13 protein-coding genes are annotated in these 12,685 nt (G+C 71.8%); 5 read left to right on the forward strand and 8 right to left on the reverse strand.

Annotated features, from left to right (window positions below; translation table 11 throughout):
- Nucleotides 1–63 precede the first annotated feature (63 nt).
- From ACH54P_RS21435 to ACH54P_RS21450, 4 genes are all read left to right on the forward strand, one after another.
- Entirely contained in the window at nucleotides 64–1,602 is a 1,539-nt protein-coding gene (locus ACH54P_RS21435; protein ID WP_489915398.1) for a sugar ABC transporter ATP-binding protein, read from the forward strand.
- The gene (locus tag ACH54P_RS21440; RefSeq protein WP_489915400.1) at nucleotides 1,599–2,624 is read left to right on the forward strand and encodes an ABC transporter permease; all 1,026 of its coding nucleotides are present in this window, start codon (nucleotides 1,599–1,601) and stop codon (nucleotides 2,622–2,624) included. The genes ACH54P_RS21435 and ACH54P_RS21440 overlap by 4 nt, the downstream gene beginning before the upstream one ends.
- Before the next feature lie 2 nt (nucleotides 2,625–2,626).
- Nucleotides 2,627–3,289 (forward strand): FadR/GntR family transcriptional regulator, encoded by a 663-nt coding sequence (locus ACH54P_RS21445; RefSeq protein WP_489915402.1) that lies wholly within the window; start codon nucleotides 2,627–2,629, stop codon nucleotides 3,287–3,289.
- 69 nt (nucleotides 3,290–3,358) lie between these two features.
- On the forward strand, nucleotides 3,359–4,435 hold the full coding sequence (locus ACH54P_RS21450; protein WP_489915404.1) for a glycoside hydrolase family 88 protein: 1,077 nt from the start codon (nucleotides 3,359–3,361) through the stop codon (nucleotides 4,433–4,435).
- A gap of 4 nt (nucleotides 4,436–4,439) precedes the next feature.
- Here the strand turns inward: ACH54P_RS21450 and ACH54P_RS21455 are convergent, their stop codons facing one another.
- The 7 genes from ACH54P_RS21455 to ACH54P_RS21485 form a co-directional block, all read right to left on the reverse strand.
- Complete coding sequence (locus tag ACH54P_RS21455) at nucleotides 4,440–5,102, reverse strand: HAD family hydrolase (RefSeq protein ID WP_489915406.1); 663 nt, start codon at nucleotides 5,100–5,102, stop codon at nucleotides 4,440–4,442.
- Nucleotides 5,103–5,148: 46 nt separating this feature from the next.
- The gene (locus ACH54P_RS21460) at nucleotides 5,149–6,456 is read right to left on the reverse strand and encodes a DNA polymerase IV (protein ID WP_489915408.1); all 1,308 of its coding nucleotides are present in this window, start codon (nucleotides 6,454–6,456) and stop codon (nucleotides 5,149–5,151) included.
- Between the two features lies 1 nt (nucleotide 6,457).
- Entirely contained in the window at nucleotides 6,458–6,769 is a 312-nt protein-coding gene (locus ACH54P_RS21465) for a transcriptional regulator (protein WP_489915410.1), read from the reverse strand.
- Nucleotides 6,769–7,392, reverse strand: a complete 624-nt coding sequence (locus ACH54P_RS21470) for a hypothetical protein (protein ID WP_489915412.1) — start codon at nucleotides 7,390–7,392, stop codon at nucleotides 6,769–6,771. The genes ACH54P_RS21465 and ACH54P_RS21470 overlap by 1 nt, the downstream gene beginning before the upstream one ends.
- A 57-nt stretch (nucleotides 7,393–7,449) precedes the next feature.
- A complete protein-coding gene (locus ACH54P_RS21475; protein WP_489915414.1) occupies nucleotides 7,450–8,181 on the reverse strand; it encodes an ABC transporter permease in 732 nt (243 codons plus the stop codon).
- Nucleotides 8,178–9,089: an ABC transporter ATP-binding protein gene (locus ACH54P_RS21480; RefSeq protein WP_489915416.1), complete on the reverse strand. Its 912-nt coding sequence runs from the start codon at nucleotides 9,087–9,089 to the stop codon at nucleotides 8,178–8,180. The genes ACH54P_RS21475 and ACH54P_RS21480 overlap by 4 nt, the downstream gene beginning before the upstream one ends.
- Nucleotides 9,090–9,241: 152 nt before the next feature.
- A complete protein-coding gene (locus ACH54P_RS21485; protein ID WP_489915418.1) occupies nucleotides 9,242–10,816 on the reverse strand; it encodes an alpha/beta hydrolase in 1,575 nt (524 codons plus the stop codon).
- Nucleotides 10,817–11,086: 270 nt separating this feature from the next.
- Here ACH54P_RS21485 and ACH54P_RS21490 point away from each other — a divergent pair, with 270 nt between their 5' ends.
- Nucleotides 11,087–12,259, forward strand: coding sequence for a macrolide family glycosyltransferase (locus tag ACH54P_RS21490; protein WP_489915420.1), 1,173 nt, complete (start codon nucleotides 11,087–11,089; stop codon nucleotides 12,257–12,259).
- Here the strand turns inward: ACH54P_RS21490 and ACH54P_RS21495 are convergent.
- Nucleotides 12,256–12,639 (reverse strand): effector-associated constant component EACC1, encoded by a 384-nt coding sequence (locus ACH54P_RS21495; protein WP_489915422.1) that lies wholly within the window; start codon nucleotides 12,637–12,639, stop codon nucleotides 12,256–12,258. The two genes, ACH54P_RS21490 and ACH54P_RS21495, sit on opposite strands and share 4 nt — an antisense overlap.
- Between the last annotated feature and the right edge of the window lie 46 nt (nucleotides 12,640–12,685).

Raw genomic sequence — 12,685 nt, forward strand, 5'->3', positions numbered from 1 at the left:
CCGCACTCCCCGCGGGCGGCGCCGAGCGCGCTGCCCGCGGGCCCCACCGCCGAAAGGCCGCACATGTCCGCCTCTCCTCCCGCGCTCGCCGTCGAGGGCATCGGCAAGCGCTTCTCCGGCGTCACCGCCCTCGACGACGTCTCGCTGGAGTTCCGGTCCGGCGAGGTGCTCGCGCTGATGGGCGAGAACGGCGCCGGGAAGTCGACGCTGCTGCGCGTGCTGTCCGGCGACCAGGGCCCCGACGACGGCCGGCTCCTCCTGGACGGCACCGAGGTCACCTTCGACACCCCGCGCGCCGCGATGGCCGCCGGGGTGCGCGTGATCTACCAGGAACCCGAGATCATCCCGCACGTTTCGGTGGCGGAGAACGTCTTCGTCGGCGAACTGCCCGCGAAGGCGCGGGTGTTCAGCCGCCGCACGCTCACCAAGGCCACGCACGACGCGCTCGTCGAGTACGGCTTCGAAGGCGTGCTCAACCCCGCGACCTTGGGCGCCGCCCTGTCTCCGGCGCAGCGCCAGCTCGTCGAGATCCTGCGCGTCCTCACCGCGGCGACGCCGCCGCGGGTGATCGCGTTCGACGAGCCGACGTCGTCGCTGTCGGAGCACGAGGTCGAGGCGCTGTTCCGGCTGATCGGGCGGCTGCGCGACAGCGGCGTCGCGGTCGTCTACGTTTCGCACCGGATGAAGGAGATCTTCCAGCTCGCCGACCGCGTCGCCGTGCTGCGCGACGGCAAGCTCGTCGGCGTCCAGCAGGCCGCGGAGACCGACGAGGCCGGCCTGGTCCGGATGATGATCGGCCGTGACCTCTCGGCCCTGGAACGCCGCACCACGCAGGAAACCGGTGACGTCGTCCTGAAGCTCGACGACGTCACCACCGACGACGTCACCGGCATCTCCCTGCAGGTCCGCGCGGGCGAAGTCGTGTGCCTGGCCGGGCTGGTCGGCGCGGGACGTTCGGAGCTGGCCCGCGCGATCGTCGGCGACCTGCCGATCCGGTCCGGGACCGTGGAACTCGCCGGGAAGCGCCTGCGCGCGCACAACCCCGGTGACGCCGTGAAGGCCGGCATCGGCTTCGCGCCCGAAGAGCGCAAGACGGACGCGTTGCTCATGCAGCGGTCTGTACGCGACAACGTCTCCATCGCCGTCCTCGACCGGCTTCGCCGCTTCCGCGTCGTGAAGCGCGCGAAGGAACGCGCGCTCGTCGAGGAGTACGTACGCGAGCTTCGCGTGCGTACGCCGTCGATGGAGCAGGAAGTCCGCAAGCTCTCCGGCGGCAACCAGCAGAAGGCCGTCCTCGCGAGGTGGCTCGCGCGAAGGCCGAAGCTGCTGATCCTCGACGAGCCGACGCGCGGCGTCGACGTCGGCGCGAAGGCCGAGATCTACCGGATCATCGACGGCCTCGCCGCCGAGGGCATCGCCCTGCTGGTGATCTCCTCCGACCTGCCCGAGGTGCTGACGCTCGCCGACCGCATCCTCGTGATGCGGGCCGGGCGCCTGGCCGGCGAGCTCGGCCGTGAGGAAGCCACCGAAGAGGCCGTGCTGACCCTCGCCATCCCCGAAACCGAACCAGCCGTGGAAGAACAGCAGGAGATCGGCGCATGAGCACCCCCACCAAGGAAACCTCGGCCCCCGCCGCGCCGCCCCAGCCGTCGGCCGCGCGCCGCGTGCTGACCGGCATCGGCGTGCAGAACTCGAGCCTGATCATCACGCTCATCGCGCTGGTGATCCTGCTGAGCGTGCTGAACGAGAACTTCTTCCGCACCAACAACCTGCTGCTGATCGGCAGCGCGATCACCATCATGGGGCTGCTGGCCCTGGTGCAGACCCTGGTGATCATCCTCGGTGCGCTGGACATCTCGGTCGGCTCGATGGCGGGGCTCGCGTCCGTCGTCTCGGCGATGGTGTTCACCTCGACCGGCAACTCCGAGGCCGGCATCCTCGCCGCGGTCGGCGTCGGCATCCTCTGCGGCCTGGTCAACGGCCTGATCATCATCTTCGGCCGGGTCAACCCGGTGGTCGCGACGCTGGCCATGCTGGCCACCTACAAGGGCATCGCGCAGGTCATCTCGGACGGCAAGGCGCAGGGCTACACCGGCGGTGACGACCTGTTCATCTTCCTGGCCAAGGGGTCCGTGCTGGGCCTGCCGTCGCTGGTGTGGGTGTTCCTGATCGTCGCGGCGGCCCTGCACTTCCTGCTCAAGTACACCGACATCGGCCGCAACGTCTACGCCATCGGCGGCAACGACACCGCCGCGCGGCTGGCCGGCATCAACATCAACCGGTACATCATCGGCGTCTACGCCCTGGTCGGCGTGGTCGCGGCGATCGCGGGGGTGCTGATCACCGCGCGCACCGGCTCCGGCCAGCCGACGTCCGGGTCCGAAGGCCTGGAGCTGCAGGCCGTCACCGGCGCCGCGCTCGGCGGCACGATGCTCAAGGGCGGCCGCGGGTCGATCATCTCCACCGTGCTCGCGGTGATCATCCTGGGCGTGCTCGACAACGGCATGTCCGGGCTGGGCATCAACCCCTTCTGGCAGAACGTCGCCCACGGCGCCCTGCTCGTGATCGCGGTCGTGCTGCAGCAGCTGCGCAGCGGGGAGCGCCGCGTCGGCCTGCCCGAGTAGCGGTGGGCGCGCCGCGGAACCTGCACGCCCGCATCGTCGACGAACTGGGCAGGCTCATCGTCGAAGGCGTCCTCGGGGACGGGCAGCCGCTCGTCCCCGAGGAGCTCGGCCGCCGGTTCTCCGCGTCCCGCACCGTGGTCCGCGAGGCGCTGCGCGTCCTGGAGTCCAAGGGCATGGTCACCGCGCGCCCGCGGGTCGGCACCTGGACGCTGCCGCCCGAGGCGTGGGACGCGATCGACCCGGACGTCATCGCCTGGCGCGTCGGCGGTCCCGACGGCCGGGAGCACCTGCGCGAGCTGTTCGAACTGCGGCTGGCGATCGAACCGCAGGCGGCGCGGATGGCCGCACAGCACCGGCGTCCCGACGAGCTGGCGGCGATGGCGGCGGCGTACGCCCTGATGGCCGACGCCACCGGCACCGCGGACTTCCGGGCCGCCGATGCGCGGTTCCACGCGGCGCTCGTCCGTGCGTCCGGGAACGCCCTGATCGCACAGCTGCAGGTGCCGGTGGTGGCGGCGCTGCGGGCGCAGGGCGAACCGGCGGACACGCTCGTCGCGCATTCCCGCGTGCTGACGCTGGTGCTGGCGAAGGACGCCGACGGCGCCGAGTCCGCGGCCCGCCGGCTGCTGGAAACCGTTGCGGCGTACCGCTCATCGGCACCTTGACACGCCCACCGGGACGCGCTTCACTCGCTGCGGATGACCGCCGCCATGATTGTTGAGGAGGACGCTTTCATGCGTTTCCCGGGATTTCGCGGTTTCGGCGTGCTCGCGGCCGCGGCGGTGGCGGGCGGTTTGTTGACGGCCCCGGTGGCGACCGCCGCGACCTGCACCATTTCCGACGAAATGGTGTCCGCGGGCAACTACTGGGTCACCAACGGGACGAACCTCGACGCGCCGGACTGGCAGAACGCGACGTTCCACGTCGGCAACCTCGCGCTGGTCCGGACCACCGGCCAGTCCAACCACAAGACCTACCCCTGGGCGCAGGCCAACGGCTACCGGCTGCCGGACGACCCGGAGCGGCCGTTCTTCCCGGACAACCAGGCCGCCGGCGAGGCCTACCTCGACCTGTACACCTACTTCCACCCGGAGATCCCGCTCGACTCGATCCGCACCCGGATCCAGGCCGAGGTCGCTTCCGTGCAGGCCGGGCACCGGGACTACTGGAACTACGTCGACGCGCTGAACATGGCGATGCCGTCGTTCGCGCGGATGAGCCTGATCGACCACAATCCGTCCTATTTGGACGCCATGCAGCAGCTGTTCCGCTCCAGCGAGAAGAAGCTGTTCAACGAGTTCACCGGCCTCTGGTACCGCGACGCGCGGTTCACCGGCTCGGGCGTGTTCTGGTCGCGCGGCAACGGCTGGGCGCTGGCGGCGCTGACGAAGGTGCTGCAGGTCCTGCCGTCGGACGACCCGCGGCGGCCGGAGTACCTGCGGGTGTTCAAGAAGATGGCCACGACGCTCAGCCTCGTGCAGCGCCGGGACGGCTTCTGGAACTCCGACCTGCTGAACCCGTGGGACCACGGCGGCCCGGAGAGCAGCGGCACGGCGTTCTTCGCCTTCGGCATCGGCTGGGGCATCAACGCGGGCGTCCTCGACGCCGCGCGGTTCCGCCCGGTGGTCGACAAGGCGTGGACGGCGCTGTCGACCAAGGCACTGCAGCCCAGCGGGCTGCTCGGCTACGTCCAGCCGGTCGGCGACCGCCCGGCCGCGGCCAAGGCGACGGACACCGCGGCCTACGGCGTCGGCGCGTTCCTGCTGGCCGGCCAGGAGGTCGCGAAGCTGCAGGGCTGCTCCGCGGAGTGAGGCCTCAGCCCGGCAGCAGCTGAGTGAGGTCGCCGACGATCCGCTCGGCCGGCAGGCCCGCCGTCGTGAACCCGGCGGCGGGCTCCAAGCCGCTCACCACGCCGACGAAGGCGACTTCCCGGGCTGCGGCGACCCGGAAGTCGCGCACGCTGTCCCCGATGAACACCAGCTCCGCCGGGTCGTACCCCTCGCGGGCGAGGTTCTCGAGGACGACGTCGAGCACCCGCGGATCCGGTTTGTGGAACGGGGTTTCCTCGTGCCCGTAGATCCGCGCGAAGTGACCGGTCAGGCCCAGCGCGTCCAGGTCCTGCGTGACCAGGGCCCGGTTGCCGCCGGTGAGGATCTCCATCCGCACCGACCGGGCCGCGAGGTGGCCGAGCAGCTCCGGCGCGCCCGGCGCGGCTTCCGGGCGGCGCACGCTCATCGCGAGCCGGTAGCGGCCCACGAACGCCCCGGGATCGACCGACGGCACGATCGCCGCGACGAACCGGTCGAACGGGAGGCCCCACGCGGCCTCGATGGCGTCCCGGGTGAGCGTGACCCCGAACGAGCGAGCGGTCGCGATGAGGATGCTCCAGCGGGCCTTCGCGGTGGCGAGCACGGTGTCGTCGCAGTCGAACAGCACCGCCCGCGCGCGCCGGACCAGCTCAGCCGCTTCCCCCGCCATGCAACCCCCTCGGTGACCACCGCGCTCCACGATGTCACATCGGGGGTCACTTCAGGCAGTCTCCGGCGTCGCCGCGGCGCAGGGCCGGGTCCGCCTGCTCGAACGTCCTCGCCACGCCGGGGCCGCTCGAGCGGGTCTCGAACCGGACCGTGACGCGGCCGTGGCCCGCGCCCTGCACCCAGCCGGTGCCGAACTCCTCGTGCACGACGTCGTCGCCCTGCCGCCACGTCGAGGGCGGCGCCGCGGCCGGGGCCGCCGCGGTGACCACGGTCGACGCGGGCGTCTCGGGGACGGCCAGGGTGAACAGGGCGTCCTGGTGCGGTACCGAGAGCCCGCTGTAGGCGACGCCGGCCAGCCGGATCCCGCCGAACTCGGCCGGGTCGAGCAGCAGCCGTTCGGCGGTCGCGGCCAGCTCGGCGAGGTCGTCGGTCGGGGCGGAGATCGTCTCGGAGCGGGTCACCGTGTGCATGTCGGTGTGCCGCAGCTTGATCACCACCGTCCGCGCCACGCGCTCGGCCTTGACGAGCCGCCGGTGCGCGCCGGCGGCGATCCGCCGGACCTCGGTGCGCAGCGTGGCCAGGTCGATGATGTCGAAGTCGAACGTCGTTTCGGCGCTGACCTGCTTGGTCTCGCCGCGGTCGGCGACCGGGCGGTCGTCGGCGCCGGTCGCCAGGCGCCGCAGCTCGCGCCCGACCACGCCGCCGAGCGTCGCCACGGCGTCTTGTTCGGACAGTGCCGCCAGCTGCCCCAGCGTCTGGACGCCGATGAACCGCAGCTTCCCCTCGGCGACCGGGCCGATCCCCCACAGCGCGCGCACCGGCAGCGGCGCGAGGAACTCGCGTTCGGTGCCCTGCGGGACGACCAGCAGCCCGTCCGGTTTGGCCTCGTCGGAGGCGATCTTCGCGATCTGCTTGCCGTTGCCCGCGCCGATCGACGCGACCAGCCCGGTCTCGTCCCGGATCCGCGCCCGCAGGGAGGCGCAGAACGCCGTCACCGCCTCCAGGGACGCCCCCGCCAGCTGCGGCGGCTCGGCGAAGGCCTCGTCGAGGGAGATCTTTTCGAGCACCGGCGCCACCTCGGTGACGACCGCGAAGACCTCCTGGCTGAGCCGCTCGTACACGCGGAACCGCGGCGGCACGATGACGCCGTTGGCCGGGAGCAGCCGCCGTGCCTGCGCCATCGGCATCGCCGACCGGATGCCGAACGCCCGGGACTCGTAGCTCGCGCCGGCGACGACGCCGCGGGGCCCGGTGCCGCCGACGAGCACCGGGCGCCCGGCCAGCGTCGGGCGGGTGAGCTGCTCGGCCGAGGCGTAGAAGGCGTCCAGGTCGAGGTGGATCACCCAGCGGGCCACGTCAGTCGCCGCCGGTGGCGTCCAGCAGCTGGTGCAGCGCCTTGGTGTAGCTCTCGAACGCGGCCCGGCCGCGGGCGGTCAGCTTGACCAGCGTGACCGGGGTGCGGTGCTCGTAGGCCTTGGTGATCTCGACGTACTCGGCGTCTTCGAGCTTGCGCAGGTGCGTCGAGAGGTTGCCGGCGGTCATGTCGAGGAGCTGCTGCAGCCGTGGGAAGGTGATCTGGTCGCCGGTGCGCAGCCCGGCGAGGGCGACCGTGACCCGCAGCCGCGCCTGGGCGTGGATGACGGGGTCGAGCTGGGGCAGTTCGCTCATCAGCGGCCGGTCTTCTCGCGCACGAAGTAGACGATCGCGCCGAGCAGGAAGCCACCGCCGCCGCAGACGGTGAGCACGAGGAAGTTCGCCGGGTAGCCGACCAGCACGCTCAGCGCGGCCGACACGATCATCCACGCGCCGAGGCCGTACATCAGCTTGTCCTGCCACACCATGCCACCCGCCAGGTACATCACGCCGGTGAACAGCAGCCACGTGCCGGTCCACAGCAGCGACACCTGGTCGGACGAGAGCGCCTGGAACTGTGTGATCCGGATGTCGACGACCATCAGCCCGATCGAGCCGAGCGCCCAGCCGTAGCCGTACATCGCGCCGACCGTGCGGGACGGCCCCCGGATCCCGCGGCCGGTGCGGATGCTGGTGTAGGCCGTGTAGGCGACGGCGCCGAGGAACAGCAGCGGGACGACGACGCCCCCGGCGACCCAGCCGGGCACGGCCACCCAGGCCTGCGTGGTGACGTACGTGAAGCCCCAGCCGACGATCCAGGCGAGGGCCCAGGCCGCGAGCATCCGCGCCGGGCCCCCGCCCAGTTCCCGGCGGGTGCGCCGGTTCTGCTGGGCGATCAGGTTCAGCGACTCCTCCGCCGACAACGGCTCGTCGTCCACCCTGTTCGCCCTCCTCCCGTGCAGACCCCTCAACGCTGCACGGAAGTTAACACGCATTCACAGCCGGGCCGTGTCCAGCCGGAACCGGCGCACCACGACCAGGGCGGGCACGACCAGCCAGCCCGCCAGCACGAGCACCGCGACCCAGGTGCCGGAAGTGTGGGTCAGCGGGTCGAGGCCGACGCGGCGCAGCCAGTAGGTCGGCACGAAGTGCGCCACCGTCGTCATCCAGCCCGGCAGGATCTCCAGCGGGAGCCACAGCCCGCCGAGCATGCCCAGCGGCATCATCAGGGCGCCGGTGACCGCGCCGACCGTGTCCCCCTTGCCGAACAGGCCGATCGCCAGGCCGAGGACGGCGAACGGCAGCGTGGCCGCCCACAGGAAGACCAGCAGCCTGCCCCAGTCGGCCATGGTCAGCGGTTCGCCGCGCAGGAAGCCGACGAGGAAGATCGCCAAGAGCACCGGCAGCGCGACGGCCATCGCCGAAGCGACCTTGACGACCAGGTAGCCGGGGCCGCGCATCGGCGTCAGGCGGAGCTGGCGCTGCCAACCGTCCGTGCGTTCCTGCGCCACCCGGGTGCCGGTGAACAGGGCGCCGCCGCTCGCGCCGTACGCGGCCATGCCGATCATCGTCTGCGTACTCGAGTGCAGGCCGTTTTCGAGGACGTAGTCGCCGAAGATGGACCCGAAGAGCAGGTACATCGCCACCGGCATGCCGATGGTGAAGACGGTGAACTGCGGGCTCCGGACGATCCGCTTGATCTCCAGGCTCAGGTAGGTGGTGTTCACGCGGCGGCCCCTTCGGTCTCGTCGGCGGTGAGCGCCAGGAAGGCCTCTTCGAGGCCCAGCGCGAAGATTTCGATGTCGGCGGCGTGCGGGTGCGCGGCGAGCAGGCCCCGCAATGCGGCGTCGGAGTCGGTGCAGGCCAGCTCGGCACGGCCGCCGCGCAGCTGCACGGACTTGACGCCGGGCAGCGCGGCGAGCCCGGCTTCGGTCGCGCCGGGCACCACGGCCCTGAGCACCCGCCCGGACACCGCCGACCGGACCTCGGCGACCGGGCCGTCGGCGACGACGGCGCCGTGGCGCATCAGCACCACGCGGTCGGCGTAGTCCTCGGCCTCGGCGAGGTAGTGCGTCGCGAACAGCACGGTCCGGCCGGCGGCGGCGAACTCGCGGATGGCCGCCCAGAACGCCCGCCTGCCGTCGACGTCCATCGCGGCGGTGGGTTCGTCGAGCACGAGCAGCCGCGGGTCGCCGGCCAGCGCGAGGGCGAACCGGACGCGCTGCCGTTCGCCGCCGGAAAGCTTGCCGCAGCGCCGTTTCACGAGGTGCCCGAGCCCCGCACGGGCGATCACCTCGGCGGCGGGCAGCGGCTTCGCGTGCGTCGAGACGACCAGGCCGACGATCTCGCCGACGGTGACGTCCGGCAGCAGGGCGCCGTTCTGCATCATCGCGCCGACCAGCCCCCGGTCGACGGCCTCGCGCGGGCTGCCGCCGTCGACGGTGATCTCCCCCGCGTCCGGCTCGGTCAGGCCGAGCAGCATGTCGACGGTCGTCGACTTGCCCGCGCCGTTCGGGCCGAGCAACGCGACGACTTCGCCCCGCGCGACCTCGACGGACACGCCGTCGACCGCCGTGACGGGGCCGAACCGCTTGGTCAGGCCGTGGAGCGCGAACGCCGGTCCGGTGTCCCCCATGGGTCCCCCTTCGTGAACTTTGAACCGCAAAGTCGATGCGCACTTTGTAACACAAAGTCCACGTGAGTTCAAAGCCCCCGGTGCCGGAGAGCGCAGAAAAGCGGGGTGCCGGGCCGTGGGCCCGGCACCCCGCTTCTCGGGGTTTCCGCAGGTCAGCCAGCGAACCGTCCGGCCACGAGGCCCTGCGTCGCCGCCACGTCGGCCTTGGCGGCCGCCGGGGCCGGTGGGGTCGGCTGCGGCAGCGGCGCGCACTCGACGTCGGCCGTGCGGCCCGGCTTGCGGGCCGGGAGCGCACCCGTCGCCAGGTAGTCCGCGATCTTGGTGTCGACGCAGGCGTTGCCGCGCGGCGTGATCGCGTGGCTCGTCCCGCCCGGCTCCGCGATCAGCGACGCGCCGGGGAAGCGGCTGCGGACCTCGAGGCTGCCTTCGAACGGCGTCGCCGCGTCGAGCGTCTCGTCGATCATCAGGACGCTCTGGACCCCGCTGCCGTCGATCTTCGTCGGCTTGCCCGGCTTCGCCGGCCAGTACAGGCAGGGCGCGTTGAACCACGCGTTCTGCCAGGTGAAGTACGGCGCCTTGGCGAAGGTCTTCCAGTTGTCGCGCTTCCACTGGTTCCAGCTCTGCGGCCACTGGACGTCGGTGCACTGCACGGCGAGGTAGACCGCGTAGCCGTTGTCGTCGCCGCGGCCGCCGAAGGCCTCGAACAGCGACTTCCAGTTCTGCCAGTCACCCTGGTTGACGAACCGGGACAGCGCGTCGCCCAGGAGCGTCCACCGCAGCTGGTAGTACGAAGCCTGCTGGATGACGTCGAGGATCTCGTCCGGCCCGATCACGCCGCCGGCCGGGTTGAACGACGTCTTGACCAGCTGCTCGTTGACGACCCGCTGGACCGCGCCCTGCGTCTTGCCGAGGTGGTAGACGTCGTCGTGCTGGGCGAGCCAGCCGAACCAGATCAGGATGTTCTTGTCGAACGCGACGTCCTGGTTGAGGTTGTCGCCGTACCAGACGCCCCGCGGGTCGACCGTGGAGTCGAGCACCATCCGGCGGACGTTGCGCGGGTACAGCGTGCCGTACACCTGGCCGAGGTAGGTGCCGTAGGAGTAGCCGTAGAAGTTCAGCTGCTGCCGGCCGAGCGCCCTCCGGATGGAGTCCATGTCCTGGACCGTGTCGGTCGTCTTCATGTTCTCCAGCAGGGCCTTCGGGTTGTTCTTCGCGCAGGCCTCCGCGTACCCCTTGGACCGGTCGAGCCAGGTCTTCTCCAGCCGTGGCGTGAACGGCACGTACTCCGGCCGGTCGTAGTCCATGTAGTTCGGGTCGCACGACAGCGCCGGCTTGCTCGCGCCGACGCCGCGCGGGTCGAACCCGACCCAGTCGTAGGCGTCGCCCGCGTGGTTCGGCACGCGCGGGCCGCGGGTGGCCAGCAGCAGCCCGGAGCCGCCGGGGCCGCCCGGGTTGGTCAGCATCACGCCCTGGTACTGCGCGTCCGGGACCTTGTGCTTGACGCGGCTGACGGCGAGCTGGACCTGTTCGCCGCCCGGCTTGCGGTAGTCGAGCGGAACCCCCAGGTACCCGCATTCGGCGCCGGCGGTGACCAGCGTGGGATCGGTACACGGCCCCCAGGCGATCGTCCCGGCAGCCGGTGCGGGCGCCGCGGTCGCGGCCGGAGCGGCCACGAGCGCGCACGCCACCGCGGCGGCGGCCACCACGGAAGAAATGGCACGTCTCACTGTTTTCTCCCTTTCAGCTCCGACTTCAAGCGGGTGAACCCTAGACCCGCGCGGGGGCATCGGGGGACCGCAACCGGTCCCCTGACCGCGAATGCCCTACGAAAGGCGGAAATCGGATGGCGCCGGTCGCCGGGGATCCCGTACGGTCGGCTCCATGATCGCTTTCACCCGGCCCCGCCTCGTCTGAGACGGCGTGACCGCAGGATTTCCCGCGTACCGGTGAGTCCCTTCTTCTGCGCGCCGTCTGTTCTTCTCTCCTGAAGGAGCGTCATGCCGCGCAAACACCTCGTCATGGTCGGCTGCACCGCGCCGAGCCACATCTACCCGTCCCTGGGCGTCATCCGCGAGCTGGTGGATCGCGGGCACCGCGTGTCCTACGTCGTCGGCTCACCGCTGGCGGGGCTGGTTTCCCCCACCGGCGCGGAGGTCGTCGAGCACCCGACGAGCTTCCCGCTCGGCGAGGCCGCGGTCTGGCCGGACGACCCCGCCGACGCGATGCGCGTCTTCCTCGACGAAGCCGTCGCGATCCACCCGCTCCTGACGTCGCGGTTCGACGACGACCGGCCCGATCTGCTGCTGTACGACATCGGCGGGCTCGGCGCGCCGGTGCTGGGTGCGCGGTACGGCGTGCCCGCGGTGCAGCTGTCGCCGACGCTGGTGGCGTGGGACGGCTACGACGAGGACATGGCCGAGGTCATGGACCCGATCAAGGCGTCACCGTCCGGTGTGGACTACGCGGCGACGTTCACGCGGTGGCTGGCGGCGAACGGGATCGAAGCCGACGCGTGGGACTGGCTGAGCCACCCGGCGCGGATCCTGTCGCTCATCCCGCGGGCGATGCAGCCGCACGCGGACCGCGTCGGCGACCACGTCCGGTTCGTCGGGCCGTGCCTGGACCCTTCACGGCTGGCTGACCGGAGCTGGACCCCGCCGGCGTCGGGCCGCCGGGTGCTGCTGGTTTCGTTCGGCACGGCGTTCAACGACCAGCTTCCGGTCTACCGGGCCTGCGTCGAGGCGTTCGCGGCGGACTGGCACGTCGTGCTGGCGATCGGCAAGCACGTTTCGCCCGCGGACCTGGGATCCTTCCCGGATTCGGTGGAGGTCCACGAGAGCGTGCCCCAGCTGGCGGTGCTCGACGCGGCGTCGGCGTTCATCACCCACGCGGGGATGGGCGGGGCGACCGAGTCGTTGTGGTTCGGGGTGCCGACGGTGGCGATCCCGCAGGCGGCGGACCAGTTCGGGAACGCGGCGCAGCTGGAAGCGCTCGGGGTGGGACGTCACCTGCCGGCGGAGTCGGTGACGGCCGCGTCGCTGCGGGCGGCGGTCGAGGAGGTTTCGTCCTCCCCCTCGGTGGCGGCTCGCTTGGCGGAGCTGAAGGCGGAGATCCGCGGCCACGGCGGCGTCGGCGCGGCGGCGGACGCGGTGGAGTCCTGTTTGGACTAGCCGTGCCTGCTGACGAAGGCCTCGATCAGCTGCTGCCGCTCGGCCGTGGTCGCCCGTTCCAGCTCGACGGTGTCGCCGTCGATGGTCACCTTGATCTTGTGGCGGCCGCCCTGCCGGCCCAGCCACTCGCGCAGGGTGTCGACCAGGCCGGGGAACACGCCGCCGGCCGCGCTGAAGGCCACCATGAGCGACCCGATCGTGACCGGGTCGGCGGCCTTCGCGCCCGGCGGCAGGTCGCCGGCCGGGACCGCGGCGAGCACGTCGAGGTCGAGTTCGCCCAGCTCGGCGCGCAGCCGACGCGCCAGCTCGTCGAGCTCTTCGGCATCGGCGTCCGCTGCCTCGATGTGCAGCAGCGCGCACCGGGTGTCCGGTTCGGTCATGCGCGCCATGGTCCGCCCGGAAAGCCCAGGTGACAAGGGCCGAACG

The sequence above is a fragment of the Amycolatopsis sp. N2S4-7 genome (genome assembly GCF_058119595.1).

Coding starts and splice junctions, on each gene's coding strand:
- ACH54P_RS21435 (WP_489915398.1), top strand. CDS start 64: ATGTCCGCCTCTCCTCCCGCGCTCGCCGTCGAGGGCATCGGCAAGCGC.
- ACH54P_RS21440 (WP_489915400.1), top strand. CDS start 1,599: ATGAGCACCCCCACCAAGGAAACCTCGGCCCCCGCCGCGCCGCCCCAG.
- ACH54P_RS21450 (WP_489915404.1), top strand. CDS start 3,359: ATGCGTTTCCCGGGATTTCGCGGTTTCGGCGTGCTCGCGGCCGCGGCG.
- ACH54P_RS21455 (WP_489915406.1), bottom strand. CDS start 5,102: ATGGCGGGGGAAGCGGCTGAGCTGGTCCGGCGCGCGCGGGCGGTGCTG.
- ACH54P_RS21465 (WP_489915410.1), bottom strand. CDS start 6,769: ATGAGCGAACTGCCCCAGCTCGACCCCGTCATCCACGCCCAGGCGCGG.
- ACH54P_RS21480 (WP_489915416.1), bottom strand. CDS start 9,089: ATGGGGGACACCGGACCGGCGTTCGCGCTCCACGGCCTGACCAAGCGG.
- ACH54P_RS21490 (WP_489915420.1), top strand. CDS start 11,087: ATGCCGCGCAAACACCTCGTCATGGTCGGCTGCACCGCGCCGAGCCAC.
- ACH54P_RS21495 (WP_489915422.1), bottom strand. CDS start 12,639: ATGACCGAACCGGACACCCGGTGCGCGCTGCTGCACATCGAGGCAGCG.